This window comes from Janthinobacterium sp. GW821-FHT03C10 (genome assembly GCF_059420865.1).
In genome coordinates, this window is sequence record NZ_JBWKUN010000006.1 from 44601 (window position 1) to 64709 (window position 20109).

The 20109-nt window shown below is 64.1% G+C and carries 16 protein-coding genes and 1 tRNA gene; 6 read left to right on the forward strand and 11 right to left on the reverse strand.

The window, feature by feature from the left end:
* Positions 1-27 precede the first annotated feature (27 nt).
* The 3 genes from AC07VH_RS20005 to AC07VH_RS20015 all read left to right on the forward strand — a co-directional run bounded on the left by AC07VH_RS20005 (position 28) and on the right by AC07VH_RS20015 (position 2431).
* Positions 28-1785 carry a GspE/PulE family protein gene (locus AC07VH_RS20005; RefSeq protein ID WP_494787758.1) on the forward strand — a complete coding sequence of 586 codons (1758 nt, stop codon included), beginning with the start codon at positions 28-30 and terminating at the stop codon, positions 1783-1785.
* 68 nt (positions 1786-1853) lie between these two features.
* Positions 1854-1929 (forward strand) — tRNA-Lys (locus AC07VH_RS20010).
* A 103-nt stretch (positions 1930-2032) separates the two neighbouring features.
* The gene (locus AC07VH_RS20015; RefSeq protein WP_494787759.1) at positions 2033-2431 is read left to right on the forward strand and encodes a hypothetical protein; all 399 of its coding nucleotides are present in this window, start codon (positions 2033-2035) and stop codon (positions 2429-2431) included.
* A 1-nt stretch (position 2432) separates the two neighbouring features.
* Here the strand turns inward: AC07VH_RS20015 and AC07VH_RS20020 are convergent, their stop codons facing one another.
* Together AC07VH_RS20020 and AC07VH_RS20025 are read right to left on the reverse strand one after the other, a co-directional pair.
* Positions 2433-2936, reverse strand: coding sequence for a hypothetical protein (locus tag AC07VH_RS20020; protein ID WP_494787760.1), 504 nt, complete (start codon positions 2934-2936; stop codon positions 2433-2435).
* Between the two features lie 3 nt (positions 2937-2939).
* Positions 2940-3986, reverse strand: a complete 1047-nt coding sequence (locus tag AC07VH_RS20025) for a lysozyme inhibitor LprI family protein (protein ID WP_494787761.1) — start codon at positions 3984-3986, stop codon at positions 2940-2942.
* 175 nt (positions 3987-4161) lie between these two features.
* On the opposite strand from AC07VH_RS20025, the gene AC07VH_RS20030 reads away from it, so the two are divergent.
* Entirely contained in the window at positions 4162-6309 is a 2148-nt protein-coding gene (locus tag AC07VH_RS20030; protein WP_494787762.1) for a prolyl oligopeptidase family serine peptidase, read from the forward strand.
* A gap of 55 nt (positions 6310-6364) precedes the next feature.
* Here AC07VH_RS20030 and AC07VH_RS20035 read toward each other — a convergent pair whose 3' ends face one another.
* The 5 genes from AC07VH_RS20035 to AC07VH_RS20055 all read right to left on the reverse strand — a co-directional run bounded on the left by AC07VH_RS20035 (position 6365) and on the right by AC07VH_RS20055 (position 11920).
* Positions 6365-7657, reverse strand: a complete 1293-nt coding sequence (locus AC07VH_RS20035) for an MFS transporter (protein WP_494787763.1) — start codon at positions 7655-7657, stop codon at positions 6365-6367.
* Positions 7658-7813: 156 nt separating this feature from the next.
* Positions 7814-8545 (reverse strand): BON domain-containing protein, encoded by a 732-nt coding sequence (locus AC07VH_RS20040; RefSeq protein WP_494787764.1) that lies wholly within the window; start codon positions 8543-8545, stop codon positions 7814-7816.
* A 98-nt stretch (positions 8546-8643) separates the two neighbouring features.
* The gene (locus tag AC07VH_RS20045; protein ID WP_475414736.1) at positions 8644-9345 is read right to left on the reverse strand and encodes a hypothetical protein; all 702 of its coding nucleotides are present in this window, start codon (positions 9343-9345) and stop codon (positions 8644-8646) included.
* Positions 9346-9498: 153 nt separating this feature from the next.
* Positions 9499-11220, reverse strand: coding sequence for a dipeptidyl-peptidase 3 family protein (locus tag AC07VH_RS20050; RefSeq protein WP_494787765.1), 1722 nt, complete (start codon positions 11218-11220; stop codon positions 9499-9501).
* 100 nt (positions 11221-11320) lie between these two features.
* A complete protein-coding gene (locus AC07VH_RS20055; RefSeq protein WP_474292532.1) occupies positions 11321-11920 on the reverse strand; it encodes a short chain dehydrogenase in 600 nt (199 codons plus the stop codon).
* Positions 11921-12032: 112 nt separating this feature from the next.
* Between AC07VH_RS20055 and AC07VH_RS20060 the strand changes: the two genes are divergently transcribed.
* Positions 12033-12950, forward strand: a complete 918-nt coding sequence (locus AC07VH_RS20060; protein WP_494787766.1) for a LysR family transcriptional regulator — start codon at positions 12033-12035, stop codon at positions 12948-12950.
* 9 nt (positions 12951-12959) lie between these two features.
* On the opposite strand, the gene AC07VH_RS20065 is transcribed toward AC07VH_RS20060, so the two are convergent.
* Genes AC07VH_RS20065 through AC07VH_RS20075 form a run of 3 tightly spaced genes read right to left on the reverse strand, consistent with a single transcriptional unit; the run spans position 12960 to position 17281 of the window.
* Positions 12960-14432 (reverse strand): efflux transporter outer membrane subunit, encoded by a 1473-nt coding sequence (locus tag AC07VH_RS20065; protein ID WP_494787767.1) that lies wholly within the window; start codon positions 14430-14432, stop codon positions 12960-12962.
* A 50-nt stretch (positions 14433-14482) separates the two neighbouring features.
* Entirely contained in the window at positions 14483-16081 is a 1599-nt protein-coding gene (locus AC07VH_RS20070; protein ID WP_121670304.1) for a DHA2 family efflux MFS transporter permease subunit, read from the reverse strand.
* A gap of 6 nt (positions 16082-16087) precedes the next feature.
* Entirely contained in the window at positions 16088-17281 is a 1194-nt protein-coding gene (locus tag AC07VH_RS20075) for an HlyD family secretion protein (protein ID WP_494787768.1), read from the reverse strand.
* A 144-nt stretch (positions 17282-17425) separates the two neighbouring features.
* Here AC07VH_RS20075 and AC07VH_RS20080 point away from each other — a divergent pair, with 144 nt between their 5' ends.
* A complete protein-coding gene (locus AC07VH_RS20080) occupies positions 17426-18142 on the forward strand; it encodes a TetR/AcrR family transcriptional regulator (protein WP_494787769.1) in 717 nt (238 codons plus the stop codon).
* 23 nt (positions 18143-18165) lie between these two features.
* On the opposite strand, the gene AC07VH_RS20085 is transcribed toward AC07VH_RS20080, so the two are convergent.
* The gene (locus AC07VH_RS20085; RefSeq protein WP_475414743.1) at positions 18166-19335 is read right to left on the reverse strand and encodes a hypothetical protein; all 1170 of its coding nucleotides are present in this window, start codon (positions 19333-19335) and stop codon (positions 18166-18168) included.
* Between the last annotated feature and the right edge of the window lie 774 nt (positions 19336-20109).

Genomic DNA, 20109 nt, shown 5'->3' on the forward strand with positions numbered 1-20109 from the left:
GGCCGGCAGCCATGAAAGGCGTCGGCCATGCCCGCTTCCCCTCCTCAGTCTCCCGACACGCCGCTGGAACTGCCGCAACTGCTGGCCTGGCTGCAGGAAGACGGCTTGCTCGACGCGGCGCAAGCGGCCGCCATCGCCACCCAGGCCGCCCTGCTGCCGGCGCCCGCCTTGCACCCGCTGTGCGGCATCGCCCATGGCGCACTCACGCTCGATACCCTGTGCGCCTGGCTGGCGCAACGCGCAAGCCTGCCGTATCTGCGCATCGATCCCCTGCACATCGATTTCAGCCAGGTGGCCGACGTCATGACGGCCGGCTATGCCGCCCGCTTCAACATCCTGCCCGTGGAAAGCACGCTTGACCGCATCGTCATCGCCACGGCCCAGCCCTACGCGCTCGCTTGGCAGGCGCAGCTGGGCAACCTGGCGCCGCGCAAGCTGAACCTCGTCATCGCCAACCCGCTGCACATCGCCGATGCCATCGCGCAATTTTTCAGCCTGGCCAGTTCCGTCAAGGTGGCCCGGCAAGCATCCACGCAAGACCTGGCGCTGCGCCACAATTTCGAACAATTGGTGGAACTGGGGCGCAACAAGACCAGCCTCGACGCCAACGACCAGCATGTGGTGCGCATCGTCGACTGGCTGTGGCAATACGCATTTGCCCAGCGCGCGTCCGACATCCATTTGGAACCGAAGCGCGACGCGGGCCTCGTGCGCCTGCGCATCGACGGCCGCCTGCACCAGGCCTACCAGCTGCCGCCCGTGGTATTGCTGGCCATGACGGCGCGCATCAAGTTGCTAGGGCGCATGGACGTGGTGGAAAAGCGCCGCCCGCAGGATGGCCGCATCAAGACGCGCAATGCGCAGGGCCAGGAAGTCGAGCTGCGCCTGTCGACCTTGCCCACGGCCTTCGGCGAAAAGCTCGTCATGCGCATCTTCGATCCGGAAGTGGCCGTCAAGAGCCTGGCGGAACTGGGCTTTCCGCCCGCCGATGCCGAACGCTGGCGCCAGCTGACGGCGCGCACGCACGGCATCGTGCTGGTCACGGGTCCCACCGGCTCGGGCAAGACCAGCACCCTGTACAGCACCCTGAAGGCGCTGGCCGGCAGCGAAGTCAATGTGTGCACGGTGGAAGACCCCATCGAAATGGTCGAGCCGGCCTTCAACCAGATGCAGGTGCAAACCCAGGCCGGCATCGAACTGTCGTTTGCCGATGGCGTGCGGGCGCTGATGCGGCAAGATCCCGACATCATCATGGTCGGCGAGATCCGCGACCTGGCCACGGCCGAGATGGCCATCCAGGCGGCGCTGACGGGCCACCTGGTGCTGTCGACCCTGCACACCAATGACGCGCCCTCGGCCGTCATGCGCCTGCTGGAACTGGGCTTGCCCGCCTATCTGCTGGAAGCCTGCCTGATCGGCGTGCTGGCGCAGCGCCTGCTGCGCTGCCTGTGTCCGGCCTGCAAACAACCGGGCGCCGCCCCGGACGACGCGTCATGGCAGCGCCTGACGGGCGGCCAGCTGGAACGCCCCCGCGCCATGTACCGCCCCGCCGGCTGCGCCCAGTGCCGGCACAGCGGCTACCTGGGGCGCGCCGGCATTTATGAACTGCTGAGCGTGACGGAAACGTTCGGCCAGCTCATCAAGGCGGGCGCCGACCTGCACGCACTGCGCCGCCAGAGCATCCTCGACGGCATGACGCCGCTGCGCCTCGCCGGCGCCCGCAAGATCATCGATGGCACGACCAGCATCGACGAAGTACTGAAGCTCACGGCAGCCCTGCATTGAGCCATCTTCAATTTCGTGCAGGAATGCTTTGCATTCTTTTTCAACTGATATATAATGCGGCCTCTTTCGGGTCGTTAGCTCAGCTGGTAGAGCAGCGGACTTTTAATCCGTTGGTCGCAGGTTCGAATCCCGCACGGCCTACCACGAATGCGCAGTACTAAAAAGCCTATCCTCACGGATGGGCTTTTTGCGTTTCCGGCCCCGCGGTTATACTGGCGCTTCGTCTTGCCAGCCCAGAAAGAACCGCATGAAACTTGCCGCCGCCCTCCTCCTGGCCACCGCCTGCCTGTCCGCCCAGGCACAGTCGCCCATCGTGCTCGACGGCCAGTACAGCCTGCGCACGGACGAGATGAGCCTGGAAATCATCGGCAACCGCGTCTGTTTCGCGCCCGACAAGGCGCAATGGGGGCGCTTGCCCCGCCCTGCCGCCACGCACGATGCGTGGTTTTGTTTCAGCAACGATGCCCAGGCGCGCCGGCTGCTGCGCGTGCCCGCGCGCCAGGCCGACAATTGCGGCTGGCAGGCGCGTGCGCGCATCGTCATCGATACCTATCAACCCTACGTCGAGCAAGGCGACGGCAACGACATGGCGCGCCTGGCCTCCGTGGTCAAGGTGGCGCAGCCGAACGCCATCGCCTGCGAATAAATCAACCGAGTTCGTATTCCTGCAGATAGCGGGCGAACAAGTCACCATCGGCCAGCGGACACGCAAACCCCGCGCCCCAGTCGGCCAGCAACAGCTGCTCTTTCAAGGGCAGCAGCAACAGTTGCGGCATGCCGTCGCTGCACCACAGGTCGCACACGATGCCCTGCTCGTCCAGGCCCGCAAACAATGTTTCCGTCTTGTCGCCGCCAAAGGCCAGCACGTTCCTGCATTCCACGCGGTAACTGCTGTAGCCCGTGTAGACGGCGTCATACGGCGGCAAGGCATCGGCCAGCGCCAGGCGCAGCTGCTCGGCCGTCAGGCCCAGCGCGCGCAATGGCGACGGCGGCGCCTCGGGCACGTACATGTCCGTCCAGCCGGCGCCGCTGCGGTGCGCATCGGCGAACGCCTGCTGCTCGCCCATCTGCGTCAAACAGTGCTGCAAATTATCCAGCGGCAGCAGTTCGATCATGCAGAAATCGTCTTCGTGATAATAGGCTTCCCGCATGCGTCAATTCTCCAGCAAGTCTTGCAATTGCGCGTTGCGTCGCGCCGTCAGCAGGCCGGCCCAGGTCTCGCTCGTCACGGACGGATAGCGCACGGCGCCAAAATTCATCCAGGCATCGCGGTACGCGAGCCACAGGCGCTGGGTGGCGCGGATGCCATCCTTGCCCACGGCACCCGCATGGCTTTCCGCCGGCTTTTTCATCAGCTTGCCGTAGATGGCGTTGAGTTCCTTGTCGAGCGCCGCCGCCTGTTCCTTGGACATGCTGGCCGGCAGCTTGCCCGCTTCGTATTCGCGCAAATCGTGCGCCAGCAGATCGAGCTCGGCCGTGCGGGCGGCGATGCTCAGGGCGGCCCGTGCCGTGCCGCTCAAGTCCGTTTCGTTGGCCGCGCGCGCGTCGGCAAACTTGCTTGCGGCCGCCTGCAGTTTTTGCAGCGATGCTTGCGCCACGGCCGGCATGCTTGCGCTGACCTTGCCTGTCGCCTGTGCACGCACTCTTTGTTTCTGCCGCGCATCGATGGCGCTGCACACGCCCATCATGTAGCCGCTGGTGATGTCGTCGCACAAGTCGATCATGCCGCGCCCGCTGGCGTTAATCTGCTGCAAGTGTTCGATGCGGCCCTGCATCTCGGCAGGCGCCGCGTCGATGCTGCACGCATACTTGAGCGCCAGCAACGGGTCTTTCTGCACGCCCTGTCCATTCTGGTACAGCATCATCAGCACGGCACTGTTCTGCGTGACCATCGCGCAATGGCGCGCGGGACGCCAGTCGGCGGGCTTGGGCGAGGACATACTCTTGGTATCGTAATACAGGTCCGTCGCCTGGCATTGCTGCAAGGACGCCACTGCCGACGGCGCCGGCAGGTCGGCCGGCGGCGGCGCCGCATCCTTGACCTTCAGGCAGCCCGCATACCAGGCCGTGCTTTCCGCCTGGCCCACGCCCATGGCGCTGGTGTTCGGGTAGGGTGCGGCGGCGGCGGCAAAAACCGGGGCAGCCAGCAGACAGCTCGCGCCCAGCAAGGCCGTTTTCAATAAGGGTAGACAAATTTTCATGTTCTATCAGCGCCAGCGTGAGTAAAGCGGCAAGTTTAACTGATCGGATACGCGCTGCCCGCCCGATACGCGCCCCTCCCGCCTGGTAAGTAACGGTTCATGGCCTTGGCAGTGGCCGAATCGATGGGCAATAATGTTGCCCGCTGTACTTTTTTCACTACTCCGGACCACGCCCATGACCTCACCCCGTCTTCGCCGTTCCCTCGGCTCCCTGCTGATCGCAGCGGCCTGCGCCTCGCTGGCCCACGCCGCCGATACCAAGGCCACCACCTCAGTTGCCGCCACGCAAACGCAAGCCAGACACGCCATCACGCATGAAGACGTGTGGCTGATGAAACGGGTGGGCGCGCCCGTCGCCAGCCCGGACGGACGATGGGCCGTGTTTTCCGTCGTCGACAGCGCTTACGACAACAAGGAGCAATGGTCGGATCTGTGGATCAAGTCGCTGCTTGATGACAGCCCCGCGCGCCGCCTGACGTATTCCAAGGGCGGCGAAAGCGCCGTGGCCTGGTCGCCGGACAGCCGCCAGCTGGTGTTTGTCGCCAAGCGCGACGGCGATGAAGCGGGACAGATCTACCGCCTCGACGTGGCCGCCGGCGGCGAAGCGCAACGCCTGACCTCGCTCACCCTGGGCGCGCGCATGCCGAAGTGGAGTCCGGACGGCAAGCAATTGCTGTTCATCAGCGACATCTATCCAGGCAACAAGACGGAAGCCGACGTCAAGCAAAGCGCGAAAGAGCGCAAGGAGCGCAAAGTCAGCGCCCGCTCGTATGAAACGACGGCACCGCGCTACTTCGACAAATGGCTGACGGACAAGCAGGTGCGCCTGTTCATCGTCGACGCGCAGCCGGAGTCGATGCCGCGCGACATCCTGTCGGGCACGCAACTGGTGACGCTGCCGGGCTTTGGCGGCGGCCAGGGCGACGAGGGGCAATCCTTGGACGCCGTCTGGACGCCGGACGGCAAGGCCGTCGTCTTCAACGCGGCCAGCAACCGCGACGCGGCCCAGCGCGAAGCCGTCTATTCGCAGCTGTACTTGCTGCCCTTGGCCGGCGGCGAAGCGCAGCGTTTGACGCAGGACAAACATAGCTACGGTGCCCTGAAATTTGCGGCCGATGGCAAGACCCTGTTTGCCTTGAGCGACGCGCAAACGCCCGGTAAAGTGTATGACGTGAAACGCCTGGCCAGCTTCGCCTGGCCGATGAGCACCCCTGCGCCAACGATATTGACAGCCAAGCTGGACCGTTCGATTTCGCGCTTCGTGCTGCCCGAAGGCGGCAAGCGCGTCATCTTCAGCTATGAACATGCGGGCCTGGAAAAGCTGTACTCGATCGACGCCAAAGGCGGCGACGTGCGCGAAGAGCCGTCCTTGCCGACGGGCACCATCAACTCGCTGAGCAGCGGCGGCAAGGCCCTCGTCGGCGTGTGGGAGTCCGCCATCAATCCGCCGGAAATCTATGCGTTCAACGGCAAGCAGCCGAAACGGCTGACGGCCTTCAACACGGACAAAGCGGATAAAATCGACTGGCAGGCACCCGAGCACTTCTGGTTCACGACGGCCGACGGCCGCCGCATCCACAATATGCTCGTCAAGCCCGCCAACTTTGACCCGAACAAGAAATATCCGCTGTTTACCGTCATCCACGGCGGCGCCGCCAGCATGTGGCGCGACCAGTTCGTGCTGCGCTGGAACTATCACTTGCTGGCCAAGCCAGGTTATGTCGTGCTGCTGACCGACTACAAGGGTTCCACCGGCTATGGCGAGGAATTCTCGCGTTCGATCCAGTTCGACCCCTTGAAAGGTCCGGGCGATGAAGTCAACCAGGGCGTCGATGAAGCCATCAAGAAATATCCGTTCATCGACAGCACGAAACTGGCCGCCGGCGGCGCCAGCTATGGCGGCCACCTGGCCAACTGGCTGCAGGCAACCACCACGCGCTACAAGGCCATCGTCTCGCACGCGGGCGAAATGGATTTGATCATGCAGTGGGGCACCAGCGATGGCGGCTTCGGCCGTGAAACGAATGCGGGTGGCCCCGTCTGGTCGAACCTGCCCGTGTGGCGCGACCAAAGCCCCGTCATGCAAGCGGGCAACCACGAAAAAGGCACGGGGTTTACCACGCCCATCCTGATCACCGTGGGCGAGCTCGACTACCGCGTGCCGGCCAATAATGCCTTGATGAACTTTGCCGTGCAACAACGCCTGAACGTGCCGGCGAAATTGCTGGTCTTTCCGGACGAAAACCACTGGATCTTGAAAGGCGAGAACAGCCGTTTCTTCTACAGCGAAGTCGAGGGCTGGCTGGCAAAGTATCTGAAATAATCGTGCTGCACGCTTCTTGAAAGGCCAGGCTCCGCTCACGCGGGCCTGGCTTTTTTCATGCGCTCTGGACGGCGGCCACGGCCGCCTTCTGCCGCTGGATCGCCAGCACCAGCAGCGCCGCCAGCAGGCAGGCGGCGCCGGCCGCGAACAGGGCCGGATTGTAGGTCAGCATCAGGGTGCGGATGCGGCCCGCGCCGTACGCGGCCACGGCGGCGCCCAGCTGATGGCCCGCGAAGATCCAGCCGAACACCATGCCCGCCCGCTCCCGGCCGAATGTGGCGCCCACCAGTTTCACGGTCGGCGGCACGGTGGCGATCCAGTCCAGGCCGTAGAACATGGCGAACAGCGACAGGCCGTACAAGGTGAATTCCGAATACGGCAGCCAGAACAGGGACAGCCCGCGCAAACCGTAGTACCAGAACAGCAGTTTGCGGTTGTCATAGCGGTCCGACAGCCAGCCGGACAAGATCGTGCCGAACAGGTCGAAGGCGCCCATCATGGCCAGCACGGAGGCGGCCGGTACGGCGGACAGGCCCGAGTCGCCGCACAGGGAAATGAAGTGCGTCTGGATCAGGCCGTTGGTGCTGAGGCCGCAGATGAAGAAGGTGCCGAACAGTATCCAGAAGGTACGATTGGAAGCCACGCTGCGCAGGATCAGAAAAGGCGTGGCGAACGTCATGCTTGCCGCCGGCGCCGCCGCCAGCGGCGTGGCCGGGTCGGCGCCATACGGACGCAAGGCCACGTCCTGCGGCCGGTTGCGCATGCACAGGAAGGCCAGCACGGCGACGAGCGCGCAGCTGGCAAACACGGGCATGACGGCCGTGCGCCAGCCGAAGTGCTCGATCAGCCAGGCGCCCACGGGCAGGAACAGCAACTGGCCCGTGGCCGAGCTGGCCGTCAGCACGCCCACCACCAGGCCACGGTGCGTCTCGAACCAGCGGTTGGCCACCACGGCGCTCAAGACCAGCGCCGTCATGCCCGAACCCAGCCCCAGCAGGATGCCCCACAGGGCCACCAGCTGCCAGAACTGCGTCATGCGCGTGGCCAGCAGCATGCCGGCCGCGATCAAGCCCAGGGCCACACAGATGACATTGCGCAAGCCGAAGCGCTCCATCAGGATGGCGGCAAACGGCCCCATCAAACCGAACAGCACGAAACGCACGGCCAGGGCCGAGGAAATCTGCTCGGCATCCCAGCCGAACTCGCGGCTCAGCGGCTGCATCAGCGCGCCTGGCAAGCCCAGCGCGGCAGACGACGTCAGGGCCGTGAGGAAGGTGATGGCGACGATGACCCAGGCGAAGTGGATGCCGCGCCGCTCCAGCCAGCGCGAAAAGGGAAGAGAAAGCATGCTGTCCTCGTGAGAAAAAGTGGATGCCGATCACCACTCGCCGGCCAGATTTCCCATGTTATATTACGATCATAATTTATACAAGCAAAAAAAATGGAGCCGCCCGCCCTCCGCATGCGGCTCCATTCCCTGTGTCGACGCTGGCACAAAGTGCGTTTACTTCACCTTCAAGCCATTCTTCACATCCGTCACGCCTTCCACGCTGCGGGCCAGGTCGGCGGCTTTCTTTACTTGCGCCTGGGAAGGCACGAAGCCGCTGAGCATGACGACGCCATTCACCGTTTCCACGTGCACGTCGAGCGCCTTCAAGTCGTTGTCCTTGACGAGGTCCGCCTTGATCTTGGTGGTGATGACGGAGTCGGACATGGCCGTCTTGGTGCTGCCGGCCGCATTGCGCGCCACGCAGGCGGCCTTGGCCGTCGCATCCATGGCGTCGCAATTTTCCTTCGTGGTCGCGGGCGGATTCTGCGCCACGTTGGTGCCGGCCTTGGCGCCCGTATTGGCGTCGGCCAGCGCGGCCGTCTTCGCCGCCTTGGCATCGTTCATGCACGTGGTTTTATCGGCGCCCGTGCGGTCGCCGCACTTGGCCTTGGCCAGGTCATACTCGGCATTGGCGACGTCCTTGCGGGCCTTGCTCAGCTCGCGCGGCGTGTTGCGGTATTGCGCCACGGCATCCGATTCGGCCTTGGCGCGCGCCACCTTGGCTTCTTCCACGCAGACTTTTTTCGCGTTGCCGCTCTGGCTGTCGCAGGCGGCCTTGGCCTGCTTGTAGTCGGCCGATGCCTTGTCCGTCAAACTCTTGTACGAGGCATCCTGTGCATACGCGGGCGTGGCGGCAAGCAGGGCGCTGGCACTGGCGGCCAGCATGAGTGCGATCATTTTGTTCATGATGGTTCCTCTCTGGTTAGTTGATGCCCAGATTAGACCCCTGCCGCGCGCAAAGCTCCGTGCGACAGCACACGCTGACACGCCATTCAGGCAAAAACTCACTGTCCTTTGTCGCCGCTCAAGCCCTTCCGCCACAATACTTGCGCCTGTTCAAATGGTGAAGCGGCCCCATCAAATGCGCCTGCGCCATCGGCCAGCGCCAGCCAGCCTTGCGTGGCGTGGGAACTGCCTACACCGCCGCCCGCGGCTTCGCCAGCCGCGCGCACGCCGCGCATCCAGGCCAGCACGTCCTGGTACTGGCCGGGGTGGCGTCCATGCATCCAGGCCAGGGCGACCAGATCCGCATAGGCCTCTTCGCGGCGCGTCTCGCGCAGCTCCTGCGCCAGCGCGGTCAACTTGCCCTGTTGCATGCTGCGCGGCTCGACAAAGCCGCGTGGCAAGGCGTGCCAGTCGCCCTGCGCATAGCGCCGGCAATGGCCGATTTCATGCGCCGTCATCGCTTCCAGCATCAGGCTGTGGCGCGTGGATGGCACGCCCTGCAAGACACTGTCCGCCTGCGCATTGCCGCGCAAGGACAGCACCAGCTTGCAGCGCCCCCCTTCGTAGCCCAGCGCCAGCGGCACGGCGCCGGGCGCATCCTGGGGCTGCACGATGATATCGACGGGCAAACCTTGCGCGCGCGCAAACGCGATGACGGGCTGGCCCGCCTGCAGCCAGCGGGTTTCCAGATCGGTCAGCACGGGACCAGCCACGGCGGGCAAAACGATGAGCAAGCTCATCAGCAAGAGCGGATTCAACATGGGATAGGCGGGAAGAAAAGAGGATTTACCACTGCAGAGTAAGCGGTGGATATATTTCCACAAGGAAAAACTGGCAACTTTTCGCAAATAAAGACGAAAAAAAACCGGTGCGCAAGGCACCGGCTTTTCCGACTGATAATAATCAAGGTCAGCTTACTTCTTCGCCGCCTTATCCAGCGCGCGGGCCGTGACGAATTCCGGGCGGATATCGTTGGGCACGGCCTTCATCTTGTCGAGCGCCACCTGCACCTCCGGGCGGATGACCACGTACTTGCTCATCATCGCTTGCGCGCGCGCATAATCGCCCGTCGCCTCGATGGTCAGGAATTCGCGGTCCAGGTCGATCACTGCCTGCTTGATCTTCGCAAAATCGACGCCGAACTTGCCGTCGCCCAGCGAGACGAAACCGCCCTTGTCGAGGATGTAATTCATCTGGATGGCCATGCCGCGCGCATGCGAATCCGTCAGGCCGAAATGCAGCGTGCGGAAACCGGAAGCAAGGAAGGTGTTGTACAGCTTGCGCTCGGCCGCCTCGCCCTGGCCCAGGGTGTCGTTGAGTTGCCCCTTGTCCATCATGTAGCGCAGCGCGAACAGGCCCGTGATGTCCGCCTTGGCTTCTTCGATGGTGGAATAGGCTTCCTTCAAGTCCTGGCGCGGCGTCGATGGCTTGCCGTCAACCACGGTGGCGTGCGGGCCCAGGCCGTGCATGATTTCATGCGCGAGGATGTGCTTGAAGAAAGAATTGAAATCGACGTCCTGCTGCGCCTCGGGCGTAAGCACCAGTTTCGAGATCGGCGTCAGGGTGGCCTTGAACTTGGCTTCCTGCACGTTTTTCAGCATCACGCGCTTCGAGCCGCGCGCGCTGATGATGCGCTCGTCATTGGGCAGATTGTAGGCGGCCGTCTGCACGGCCATGTTGCCGTCGCCGGCGCCATACACCTGGTTGACCACCACCATCGGTGCCAGCGCGCCCACTTTCGGGTTGCGGTACCGGGCGTCGAGCGGCAGGTTGTCTTCCAGCTCCTGCATGTGTTTGGCGAAGAAATTGAGCTTTTGCGTCTCCGCCTGGTCGCGGATGTTCACGTAGGCTTCGAACGCGGCCTTGTAGCCGAACAGTTCATCGTTGTACGTTTCATACGGGCCGATGGTGATGTCGACGGGCGAATCGAGGTCCATCCAGGCGAAGTCGGACGGTAAATAGTCGTTGTCGAGGAAAGCCTTGGCGCGCAGGGTCAGAAATTTCTTCAGGGAAGCATTGTCCGTGGCGGCCGCCGCTTCATCGAGCAATTTGGCCAGCTGTTTCAACTCCACCTTGTACTCGTCCGAATACTTGACGGTCTGGTATTTGCCATCCTTGCCCGCGCGGATGGTGGTAAAAAACCATTGCGCCTGCTGCTTGTCGTCCGCCGGCAAGCCGTTCATCCATGTTTCCAGGCTGGCCTTGGTGGCGCCCTGCGGATAGAAATTGCCCGCTTCCGGCTTGTGCGCGGGAATGGCAATGCCCGCATAGCTGGCCGGCATGAACGAGGCGTGCGCGTCGAGCACCGACCATGGCCCCTTGTTGATCCAGAAATAGTTCAGACGGGCCTGGCCCAGGGCCGACTTGTCCTTCTTCAAAGCCGCCCACAGCGCTTCATTGCCGGACCAGCGCTGGCGCAGCTGCAGCACGTCGACCAGCTTGGCCGCTTCGACCAGCTTGGCGATGGCCTGGCGGTCGCCCGCGGACAGGTGGGTGACGTCGGCCGTCAGCGCGACGGGTACGTAGCGGGCGCTCATGGCCGTCAGTTGTTGCGCGGTGGCCGGGGTCGCTGGCGTTGCGGCGCAGGCGCTGCCGACGGCGGCAGCCATCAGCAGGGGAATCAGGAGTTTTTTCATGGAGGTCTCGGTTGGATTTTTCTCAGGCGCGGATGGCGCGTTACCGCTTTCTTGTTCAGCCTGCGATTGTCCCACCTGCCCCCATGGCATGGCAAGCGGCTTACCAGACCTTGTACACCTGCCCAGTCTGCGCCCCTTCCACGCTGCGGCTGTAGGCCAGGGCCACACGGCTGGCGGCGGCCGGCTCGAAGCCGTAGAAGAAGGGGCCGTACGACTCCAGCGATTCGGCCAGCACCGTGGGGCTGACGACATTGATGCGCACGCCCCGCTGCAACTCGATGGCGGCGCCCCGCACGAAGCCTTCCACGGCCGCGTTGGTCATGCTGGCGGCCGTGCCGAAGCGGATCGGCTGCTCGGCCACGATGCCGCTGGTCAAGGTAATCGAACCGCCGTCGTTCAGGTATTCCTGCGCCACCAGCGCCACATTGACCTGACCCATGAGCTTGCTTTCCAGGCCCACCTGGAATTGCTCTGGAGTAAATTCAGCCAGGGGACCGAAATGCATTTTACCGGCCGTCACGACGACGGCATCGACCTTGCCGATGCGTTTGAACAGGGCGCGCACTTGCGCGATGTCGCCCATGTCGGCCTGGTGCGTGCCGCTGCGGCTGCCCACTTCGATGATTTCATGGCGTGGCGCCAGTTGGGCGGCGACGGCCGTGCCGATGGTGCCGCTGGCGCCGATGATGACGATTTTCATGCTGCTTCCTTGTGTGGGTTGAACGATGGAGCCAGTATGCGCCGCTTACGAAAAGGAATAAATACGCTAGAATTTACAAGATTACCAACCCACAGTTTGCAATCGGAATGCCATGGATAAATTGCGCAGCATGGAGATTTTTGTCGCCGTCGTCGATGCGGGCAGTTTCACGGCCGCCGCCGAGGCATTCCAGATTTCGCCCGTGATGGTGGGCAAGCACATCAAATACCTGGAAGAGCGGCTGGGCGCGCGGCTGCTGGCGCGCACCACGCGGCGGCAAAGCCTGACGGAAATCGGCCTGCAGTATGCGGAACAGTGCCGCCAGATCCTGGCCAGCATCCATGCGGCGGAACGGGGCGCGGAAGCCATGCGCGCGGCGCCGCGCGGCAAGCTGAAGATCACGGCGCCCGTGTCCTTCGGCAGCGAGTGCATCGCGCCGCTGATGGCCGATTACCTCGATGCGTATCCGGAAGTGAGCCTGGAACTGAACCTGAACGACAGGACGGTGGACCTGGTGGAGGAAGGATTCGATGCGGCCATCCGCATCGGCAAGCTGGAAGATTCCGCCATGGTGGCGCGCGTGCTGCGGCCGTACGCGATGGTGATCTGCGCCGCGCCCGCCTACCTGGCCAGACACGGCACGCCGCGCACGCCGGCCGACCTGGCCCGCCACGAATGCCTGGACTTCATGCAGTGGACGCGCCATGTGCGCTGGCGCCTGGCCAGGAGCGGCGACGATGATGGCAGCCCCGTGCGCGAAAGCCGCTTCCGCTCGAACAATGGACAGGCGCTGCGCGTGGCGGCCCTGCACGGTTTCGGCATCGTCATGCAGGCGGAGATCCTGATGGCCGGCGATATCGCCGCCGGCAGGCTGGTGCCGCTGTTGGCCGACTACGTGCCGGCGCCCCGCCCCATGCACCTCGTGTACGCGCGCGACCGCCAGCCCACGCCGAAGCTGACGACCTTCATCGATTTTCTGCTGGAACGCTACGGGCCGGCGGCGACACCGCCACCGGCCACGCTCACGTAACCGTCGTACTTAATTGGCCTTCGCGGCGGGCGCGGACGCCAGCTTGGCCAGCTCGCCGTCCGGCTGCCAGCCGGCGCCGAGAGACCTCGCTACGGCAACCGTCGCCAGCAGGCGCTGGGTCTTGATCTGCGCGGCGGCGCGGTCCGCTGCCAGCGAACTGCGCTGGGCATCTGTGACGTCGAGGTAGGTCGAGATGCCGCGCTCGTAGCGCGTGCGCGCCACCAGGTAGGCGCGCGCCGCCGCTGCCTGCGACAGGGCCTGGGCGTCGCCCTGCAACTGGCGCTGCTCCACGTCGGACAACGCGTCTTCCACTTCGCGCAAGGCCGTCAGCAGCTTCGTTTCATGGTTCGCCACGGCTTCCGCATAGCGCGCCTTGGACAGATCCAGATTGGCCTGGTTGCGGCCGCCGTCGAAGATCGGCAGGGACAGGGCCAGCGGACCAAAGCTGAACTGGCGCGAACCGCCCTGCGCCAGGTCGCGCAGCTTTTCCGAGGCGTAGCCGAAATTGCCCGTCAATTGCAGCGACGGGTAAAACGCGCCTTCGGCCACGCCCACTTGCGCGTTTGCCGCGCGCAGGCCCGCTACGCTGGAGACCAGGTCCGGACGGTGCGCCAGCAGGCTGGCGGGCAAGCCGACGGGAATGGCGGGCGGCAGCGGCAAGATGGACGGATCGGCCGCCACCGGCAATTGCAGCGCCGACGGCGGCTTGCCCGTCAGGGTGGCCAGGCTGTTTTCCAGCTGGTTGCGCTGGCGCTTGACCTCATGCAGGTCGGCCTGCGCGTTCGACAGTTCGACTTTCGCGCGCGCCAGGTCCAGCTCATTCGTCAGCCCTGCATTGAAGCGCGCCTCGACCAGCTGCGCCGACTCGCGGCGGGTGTCCAGCGCGCCATTCAGGATCGCCATTTCCGCGTCGAGTCCACGCAGCTGCCAGTAATTGCTGGCCACTTGCGACGACAGCATCAGCAGCACGCCGTCGCGGTCGGCCTGCGCCGCCAGCGCCTGCGCATCCGCCGCTTCGACCAGGCGTTTCACGCGGCCCAGCAGGTCGACTTCATACGACAGCGAGCCGCCCACGGAGAAGTTATTGCCGCTGATCGAGCGGTTGCCCAGGGCCAGGCCCTGCGAGGTGTTGGCCGAGGTGCGCGAGTTCGAGATGCCCGTGCTGACATTCACGCTCGGGCCCTGGTTGGCGCGCGCCGTGCCGCTTTGCGCCAGCGCCTGCAGCAGGCGCTCGCCGGCCGCTTTTACACTGGGATTGTCCTGCAGCGCGCTCTGTTCGAGGCGGTTCAGGGTGGCGTCGCCATAGATGTTCCACCACTCCTTGGGCAGCTGCGCGGCATCCGCGGCGGCCGCGCCGTGGCGGAAGGTGCCGGTGCCGGCCAGGTTTGCCGGGGCGGTGAAATCCTGGCCCACGGTGCCGCAGGCGGACAGCGCCACGGCAAGGGAAGCGGCCAGCGCGATTTTCGTCAATACTGTTTGCATGATGATTACCTTCTTGTTCTTGAGGTGCTGCACGTGCGGACTGTGCGCGGTCAATGACCGCCACCACCGCCACCGGGAGCTTTGAGTTTGTCGGCCAGCCACAGGGGCACGATACAGGCCAGCAGGATGGCGCCGATCAGGAAGAAGCCATCGTTGTAGGCCATCACATACGCCTCGCGGCGCACGATGCCGTCGATCGCCTGCAAGGCCTGGTTGCCGGCCGTGACGGCGTCATAGCCCTTGGCCATGAACGACGACGTCAGCTGGTCGATGCGCAGCTGCGTGGCGCTGGAATACGCGTTGATCGCTTCGCCCAGGCGCTGCGAGTGGAAGTGTTCGCGGGTGCTCAGGGCCGTGGCCAGCAGGGCGATGCCGATCGAGCCGCCCAGGTTGCGCGTCATATTGAACAGGCTCGAGGCGGACGGCATGTCCTTCGGCGCGATGCCCTTCATGGCGAAGTTCGACAGGGTCAGCATGACGAAGGGCTGGCCCAGCGCGCGCACGACCTGCGACCACAGCAGCTGGTCGTAGCCGGTAGACGCGTCCATGTAGGCATTCATCATGCACGAGCCGCCAAACAGCAAGAGACCGAACGAGCACAGGATGCGGTTGTCCACCACGGACGACAGCTTGGCCACAAACGGCATGATGAACAGCTGCGGCAAGCCCACCCACATGATGACTTCACCGATCTGCATCGGTGAATAGCCGGCGATCTGGCCCAGGAACAAGGGCAGCAAAAAGGCCGAGCCGTACAGGCCCATGCCCGTCACGGCCGACAGCACGGTGGCGACCAGGAAATTGCGCTGGCCGTACAGGCCAAGGTTGACGAACGGTTCGGCGCGCGTGGCGCTGGTGACGACCCAGCCCAGGATGCCCACCAGGGCCAGCGCGGCGAAGGTGATGATGAAACCGGAGTCGAACCAGTCCTTGGAATTGCCCTCTTCCAGGAAGATGGTCAGGCAGCCCAGGCCCAGGGCCATGAAGAAGATGCCCAGCCAGTCGGCCTTCCAGAACATCTCGAGCTTCATCGGCTCCTTGTCCAGGCCATAGATCATGCCGGCGATCAGCAGCACGCCCGGCACCCAGTTGATGTAGAAGATCGAGGGCCAGCCATACAGTTCGGAGAGGTAGCCGCCCAGGGTCGGGCCCATGGCCGGCGCCAGGGTGGCCGTCAGGCCGAAGATGGCCATGCCGACGGCGCGCTTCGACGGCGGCAGCTTGAGCATCACCAGGGTAAAGGCCATCGGGATCAGGGCGCCGCCCGTGAACCCCTGCAGCATGCGGAAGACGATCATGCTTTCCAGGTTCCAGGCGGTGCCGCACAGGGTGGAGAACAGCAGGAAGAAGGCGGTGGTGCCGATCATGTAGGTACGCAGTCCGAACACGCGCGCCAGCAGCGCGGTGAGGGGAATGACGATGATTTCCGCCACCAGGTAGGCCGTGGAAATCCACGAGCCCTCTTCCTGGGTGGCCGACAGCGAGCCAAGGATATCCTTGAGCGAGGAATTGGTGATCTGGATGTCGAGCACCGCCATGAAGGCGCCCAGCATGCCGGCGGCGACCGCCAGCCAGGTGCGCCCGGAGACTTTCTCGTCGATCACGGGAAACGCCGGCGGCTTCGCCAGCGTGGTGGAGGGGCTGCTCATGGAAGCTTAGCGCGTGGTGGACTGGGCGGCGGGAGCGGCGGCGTGGCGCGTGGCCGGCTGCGTTTCAGGCTGGTTCACTTCCACTTCGGCGATCACCGACATGCCCGGCACCAGGCGGCCGTTCATGGCCTTGATGTCTTCCGGCTGGAAGACGATTTTCACGGGCACGCGCTGGACGATCTTGGTGAAGTTGCCGGTGGCGTTATCGGCCGGCAGCAGGGCGAATTGCGCGCCCGAGGCAGGCGCGAAGCTGTCCACGGTACCCACCAGTTTCTTGCCCGGCATGGCGTCGATGGTCACGTGCACGCTCTGGCCGCGGTGCAGGTCGGCCAGTTGGGTTTCCTTGAAGTTGGCGGTGACCCAGACGTTGTCCTGCACGATGGCCGTCAATTGCTGACCAGGCTGCACGCGCATGCCCGTTTCCACGTTGCGCTTGCCGATGCGGCCGGCGACGGGGGCCAGGATGCGGTTGTATTGCAGCTGCTGTTCCGCGTCCTTCAATTGCACGCGCAGCACGGCCACCTGCGCCTTGGCCACGTCGCGCGCAGCTTGCGCCGCACCGATCTGCGATTTGGCGGCCGAGGCGCTGTCGCGGCGGGCGGCCAGGTCGGCCACGGCGCTCGAACGGGCCGCGTTGGCCGCATCGAGTTCCGCTTTCGAGACGGCTTTCATCTGGCTCGTGTACAGCTGGCCATAACGCTCCGCATCCTGTTTCGCGCGCAGCAATTGCGCATCGGCCTGCGCCACCTGCGCCTGGGCGGCGCTCGCTTGCGCCTGCACTTGCGCAATCTGCGCATCTGCCTGCAGCACCTGCTGCTCGGCGCTGGCGATCTGCGCGGCGATCTGCTCGGTCTTCACGCGCTGGTCGAAGGGATCGAGTTCGGCGATCACGTCGCCCTCTTTCACCATTTGATTGTCATCGATGAAGACCTTGGTGACGACGCCGGAAATGCGTGCCGACACGGGATGCACGTGGCCGGCCACGTAGGCGTTTTCCGTTTCCACGAAATAGTGGCTGCGGTACCACATGCGCGCGCCGGCACCCAGCGCGACGAGGACGATCAGGCCGGCAATGATTTTCACGCGGTTGTTCGGTGGTGCGGAGCTGGCGGCAGCGGCGGGCGTGGAAGGTGCGGCGGGGGCCGCGGGTGGGACGGCGCTCAGCACCTTGTGCTCTGCGTGGCCTGGCTGGTTGGACATACTCGCTCCGGAAATGAAATGATATAGGTTCATTATTGGGCAAAGAAAAGCCAAAGTCAAGAAATGAAACGATTGCATTTCATTTTAATTTGCACTACAGTGTGAGCCATCACTTACCTTCCACCTTATAAAGAGACCCAGACCATGTCCGATCCCGGCCTCAGCGATACCTTGCCTACCGATAAAGAATCCGCCGCCGCCCAGGAACTTTCCTGCTGCGGCAAGCCGGCCGGCCGCCCGCGCGCGGCCGACATGGAAGCGCGCATGGAAAACCTGCTGCACACGGCCGGCTGCCTGTTTCTGGAAAAAGGATATGGGAAGGTCAGCCTGGAAATGATCGCCCGCGAAGCCCACGTGGCCGTGCGCACGATTTATGTGAAATTTGGCGGCAAGTCGGGCTTGTTCAATGCCGTGGTGGAATTACGCCGCGCCGCCTACTTCTCGACCATGCCGGCGCTGGAAACGGATATGCGGCCCCTGCCCGCCATTTTGAGCGAGTTCGGCCTGCTGTTCGTGCAACTGGTCACCATGCCGGCGGCGATCCGCCTGAATCGCATGGTCGTGGCCGAAGCGGCCACGCACCCGGAACTGGCGGAAACGTTTTACAAGGTGGGACCGGGACAGACGCGCGAGATGCTGACCAAGTTTTTCAGCCGTCCCGACATCGCGCCCCTGTTTCGCGCGGAACTGACGCCCTCCATGCTGGCGCTGCACCTGCTCAATTGCCTGCTGGGCGACCAGATGTCGCGCCTGCTGTTTCCGCCGCCAGCCCAACCCGATGTGGCGCAATTGCGCGCCAAGGTGGCGGTCAGTCTCGACCTGTTCCTGCACGGCACCCTGCGCCAGCCGCTGGCGGACTGACGCGGGACGGCTGGCCGCGGAAATCAGCCAGGACGGCTGCAGTCTTCCGGCAGCGCCGCTTCAGTCCGTTCATCGTTCAAGCCCAGCGCGCGCAGGAAAGGCTGGGCCGCCGACGCGCCATCAACGCCCAGTGCAGACTCGCTTCCATCGTAGCGGTCAGGACCATAACGCATCAGGTCGAACGAGGTTTCAAAGCGCTGCGCCAGGAAATACGTGCGGAAGTAATCGAAGGAAAACGCCACCTGGCCATCGGCCCGCAGCAGCAAGCCATGCGCATACAGCGGCGCCAGCCAATCGCCGGCCGCCATGTTCCAGCCCTTCACGCCGCAATAGTCGCTGGCAAAGCGCTCCAGTTCCGCCTCGTTGAGGAACACGCTCTTGGCTTCGAACATCACGAACGCCAGCTCGATCAGGAATTCACGCGCATCGGCAGCGACGCCGGCGTCCTCGCGCGGCTGCGCGCCCGCCTTGCCCAGCAAGCCATCGAAATAAGCGCGCTCGCCTGCCAGTTGCGGCAGCAAGGTGGCAAACACATACTCGGCATCCATCTGCCCCGTGTCCTGGCCGTTCGGCGTGTACAGCACCGACAGGGCGAAGTTCTTGCTCACGTCGTCGAACTCGCGCAGGGATACCTTCCACTGCGTGCCGGCCCTGCCGCCATCGGCCTCGCCCGTGCCGAATTCGAGCACCGCATACGCCGCCATCTGGCCCTGTGCGCCGTACAGGCTGCCGGGATTGCTCTTGAACAGGATGCTTAGCGACTTCATCAGCGAACTGGCGTCGCCCGTATGCTGATGGCCATGGAACACGGCGTGGATATTCTTGTAGCGCGCGCGCTGCTCGGCACTGGCGTGCTCATCGGCGGAGAAAAAGCTGAAGCCGGCATTGCCCAGCGTGGCGGCAGCGACACCCTGCTGGCGGCTGCCCGGCACCAGGTAGAAACGCGCGCCGGGCAAGCTGGCCGCCTGCAGCAAGGGGCGCAGGAAGTATTCGTAGACGTACACGGGCGTCGTGCCGGCACAGGCGTCCGGCGCCACCAGCTGCCCTGTGAAGAAAATCGCATCGATCCGCTTGCCCGCCGCCAGGATAGCGGCCACGTCCTGGTACAAGGCATGCAGCATCACGGCTTGCTCTTGCTCGTCGGCCCGGCGCAAACGGACGTCGGCAATATGAAGGGCGGTAAATTTTTTCATCGTTGCAAAACTTTCTTAGAGCCTATCCCAGTAGGGAGCGTCTTCTGCCGGCAGTTCATCAGGAGCGCGGACAAGGCATGGGGAGGACGCGAGGCGAGCCACGCGACGAGTCCCCGCTTCCGAGGGGCGCCAGCAGGGGATGTATGCATCGACTGGGGCAGGCGCTTGGTACAGCGGAACTTGACCGACTCCCACGCTGGCAACATTCCTGGAAAAATCACACGGTTCTATTGAAGCGAAAGCAGAACACGGTGACAGACCTCCATTCTGCCACTTTTTCCACACGGCAATACTCACCAATTTTCACATGGGGCCGATGCGCCACGTTTTACCACGCTGCAGGTCAAGGGAAATAAAAAAACCCGCAATCGCTTGCGGGTTTCGAGTATGGACAGCTACAACATCAACGCTTGCGCGGTGGCGGCAAGTCCGTGCACACGCCTTCGTACACTTCGGCGGCCATACCGATCGACTCGCCCAGGGTCGGGTGCGGGTGGATGGTCTTGCCGATGTCGGTGCCGTCGCCCCACCCCTTGATGGCCAGCGCGACTACGCTGCGGTTAAAAAAACCCGCAATCGCTTGCGGGTTTCGAGTATGGACAGCTACAACATCAACGCTTGCGCGGCGGCGGCAAGTCCGTGCACACGCCCTCGTACACTTCGGCGGCCATACCGATCGACTCGCCCAGGGTCGGGGGCGGGTGGATGGTCTTGCCGATGTCGGTGCCGTCGCCCCACCCCTTGATGGCCAGCGCGACTACGCTGCGGTTAAAA

Bases quoted from the DNA above. Each gene is read 5' to 3' on its own strand.
- AC07VH_RS20055 (WP_474292532.1), bottom strand. From the start codon at position 11,920: ATGAAAATCGTCATCATCGGCGCCAGCGGCACCATCGGCACGGCCGTC.
- AC07VH_RS20045 (WP_475414736.1), bottom strand. From the start codon at position 9,345: ATGTTGAATCCGCTCTTGCTGATGAGCTTGCTCATCGTTTTGCCCGCC.
- AC07VH_RS20035 (WP_494787763.1), bottom strand. From the start codon at position 7,657: ATGCTTTCTCTTCCCTTTTCGCGCTGGCTGGAGCGGCGCGGCATCCAC.
- AC07VH_RS20005 (WP_494787758.1), top strand. From the start codon at position 28: ATGCCCGCTTCCCCTCCTCAGTCTCCCGACACGCCGCTGGAACTGCCG.
- AC07VH_RS20025 (WP_494787761.1), bottom strand. From the start codon at position 3,986: ATGAAAATTTGTCTACCCTTATTGAAAACGGCCTTGCTGGGCGCGAGC.
- AC07VH_RS20060 (WP_494787766.1), top strand. From the start codon at position 12,033: ATGGATAAATTGCGCAGCATGGAGATTTTTGTCGCCGTCGTCGATGCG.
- AC07VH_RS20015 (WP_494787759.1), top strand. From the start codon at position 2,033: ATGAAACTTGCCGCCGCCCTCCTCCTGGCCACCGCCTGCCTGTCCGCC.
- AC07VH_RS20080 (WP_494787769.1), top strand. From the start codon at position 17,426: ATGTCCGATCCCGGCCTCAGCGATACCTTGCCTACCGATAAAGAATCC.
- AC07VH_RS20065 (WP_494787767.1), bottom strand. From the start codon at position 14,432: ATGCAAACAGTATTGACGAAAATCGCGCTGGCCGCTTCCCTTGCCGTG.
- AC07VH_RS20030 (WP_494787762.1), top strand. From the start codon at position 4,162: ATGACCTCACCCCGTCTTCGCCGTTCCCTCGGCTCCCTGCTGATCGCA.
- AC07VH_RS20085 (WP_475414743.1), bottom strand. From the start codon at position 19,335: ATGAAAAAATTTACCGCCCTTCATATTGCCGACGTCCGTTTGCGCCGG.
- AC07VH_RS20050 (WP_494787765.1), bottom strand. From the start codon at position 11,220: ATGAAAAAACTCCTGATTCCCCTGCTGATGGCTGCCGCCGTCGGCAGC.
- AC07VH_RS20070 (WP_121670304.1), bottom strand. From the start codon at position 16,081: ATGAGCAGCCCCTCCACCACGCTGGCGAAGCCGCCGGCGTTTCCCGTG.
- AC07VH_RS20040 (WP_494787764.1), bottom strand. From the start codon at position 8,545: ATGAACAAAATGATCGCACTCATGCTGGCCGCCAGTGCCAGCGCCCTG.
- AC07VH_RS20020 (WP_494787760.1), bottom strand. From the start codon at position 2,936: ATGCGGGAAGCCTATTATCACGAAGACGATTTCTGCATGATCGAACTG.
- AC07VH_RS20075 (WP_494787768.1), bottom strand. From the start codon at position 17,281: ATGTCCAACCAGCCAGGCCACGCAGAGCACAAGGTGCTGAGCGCCGTC.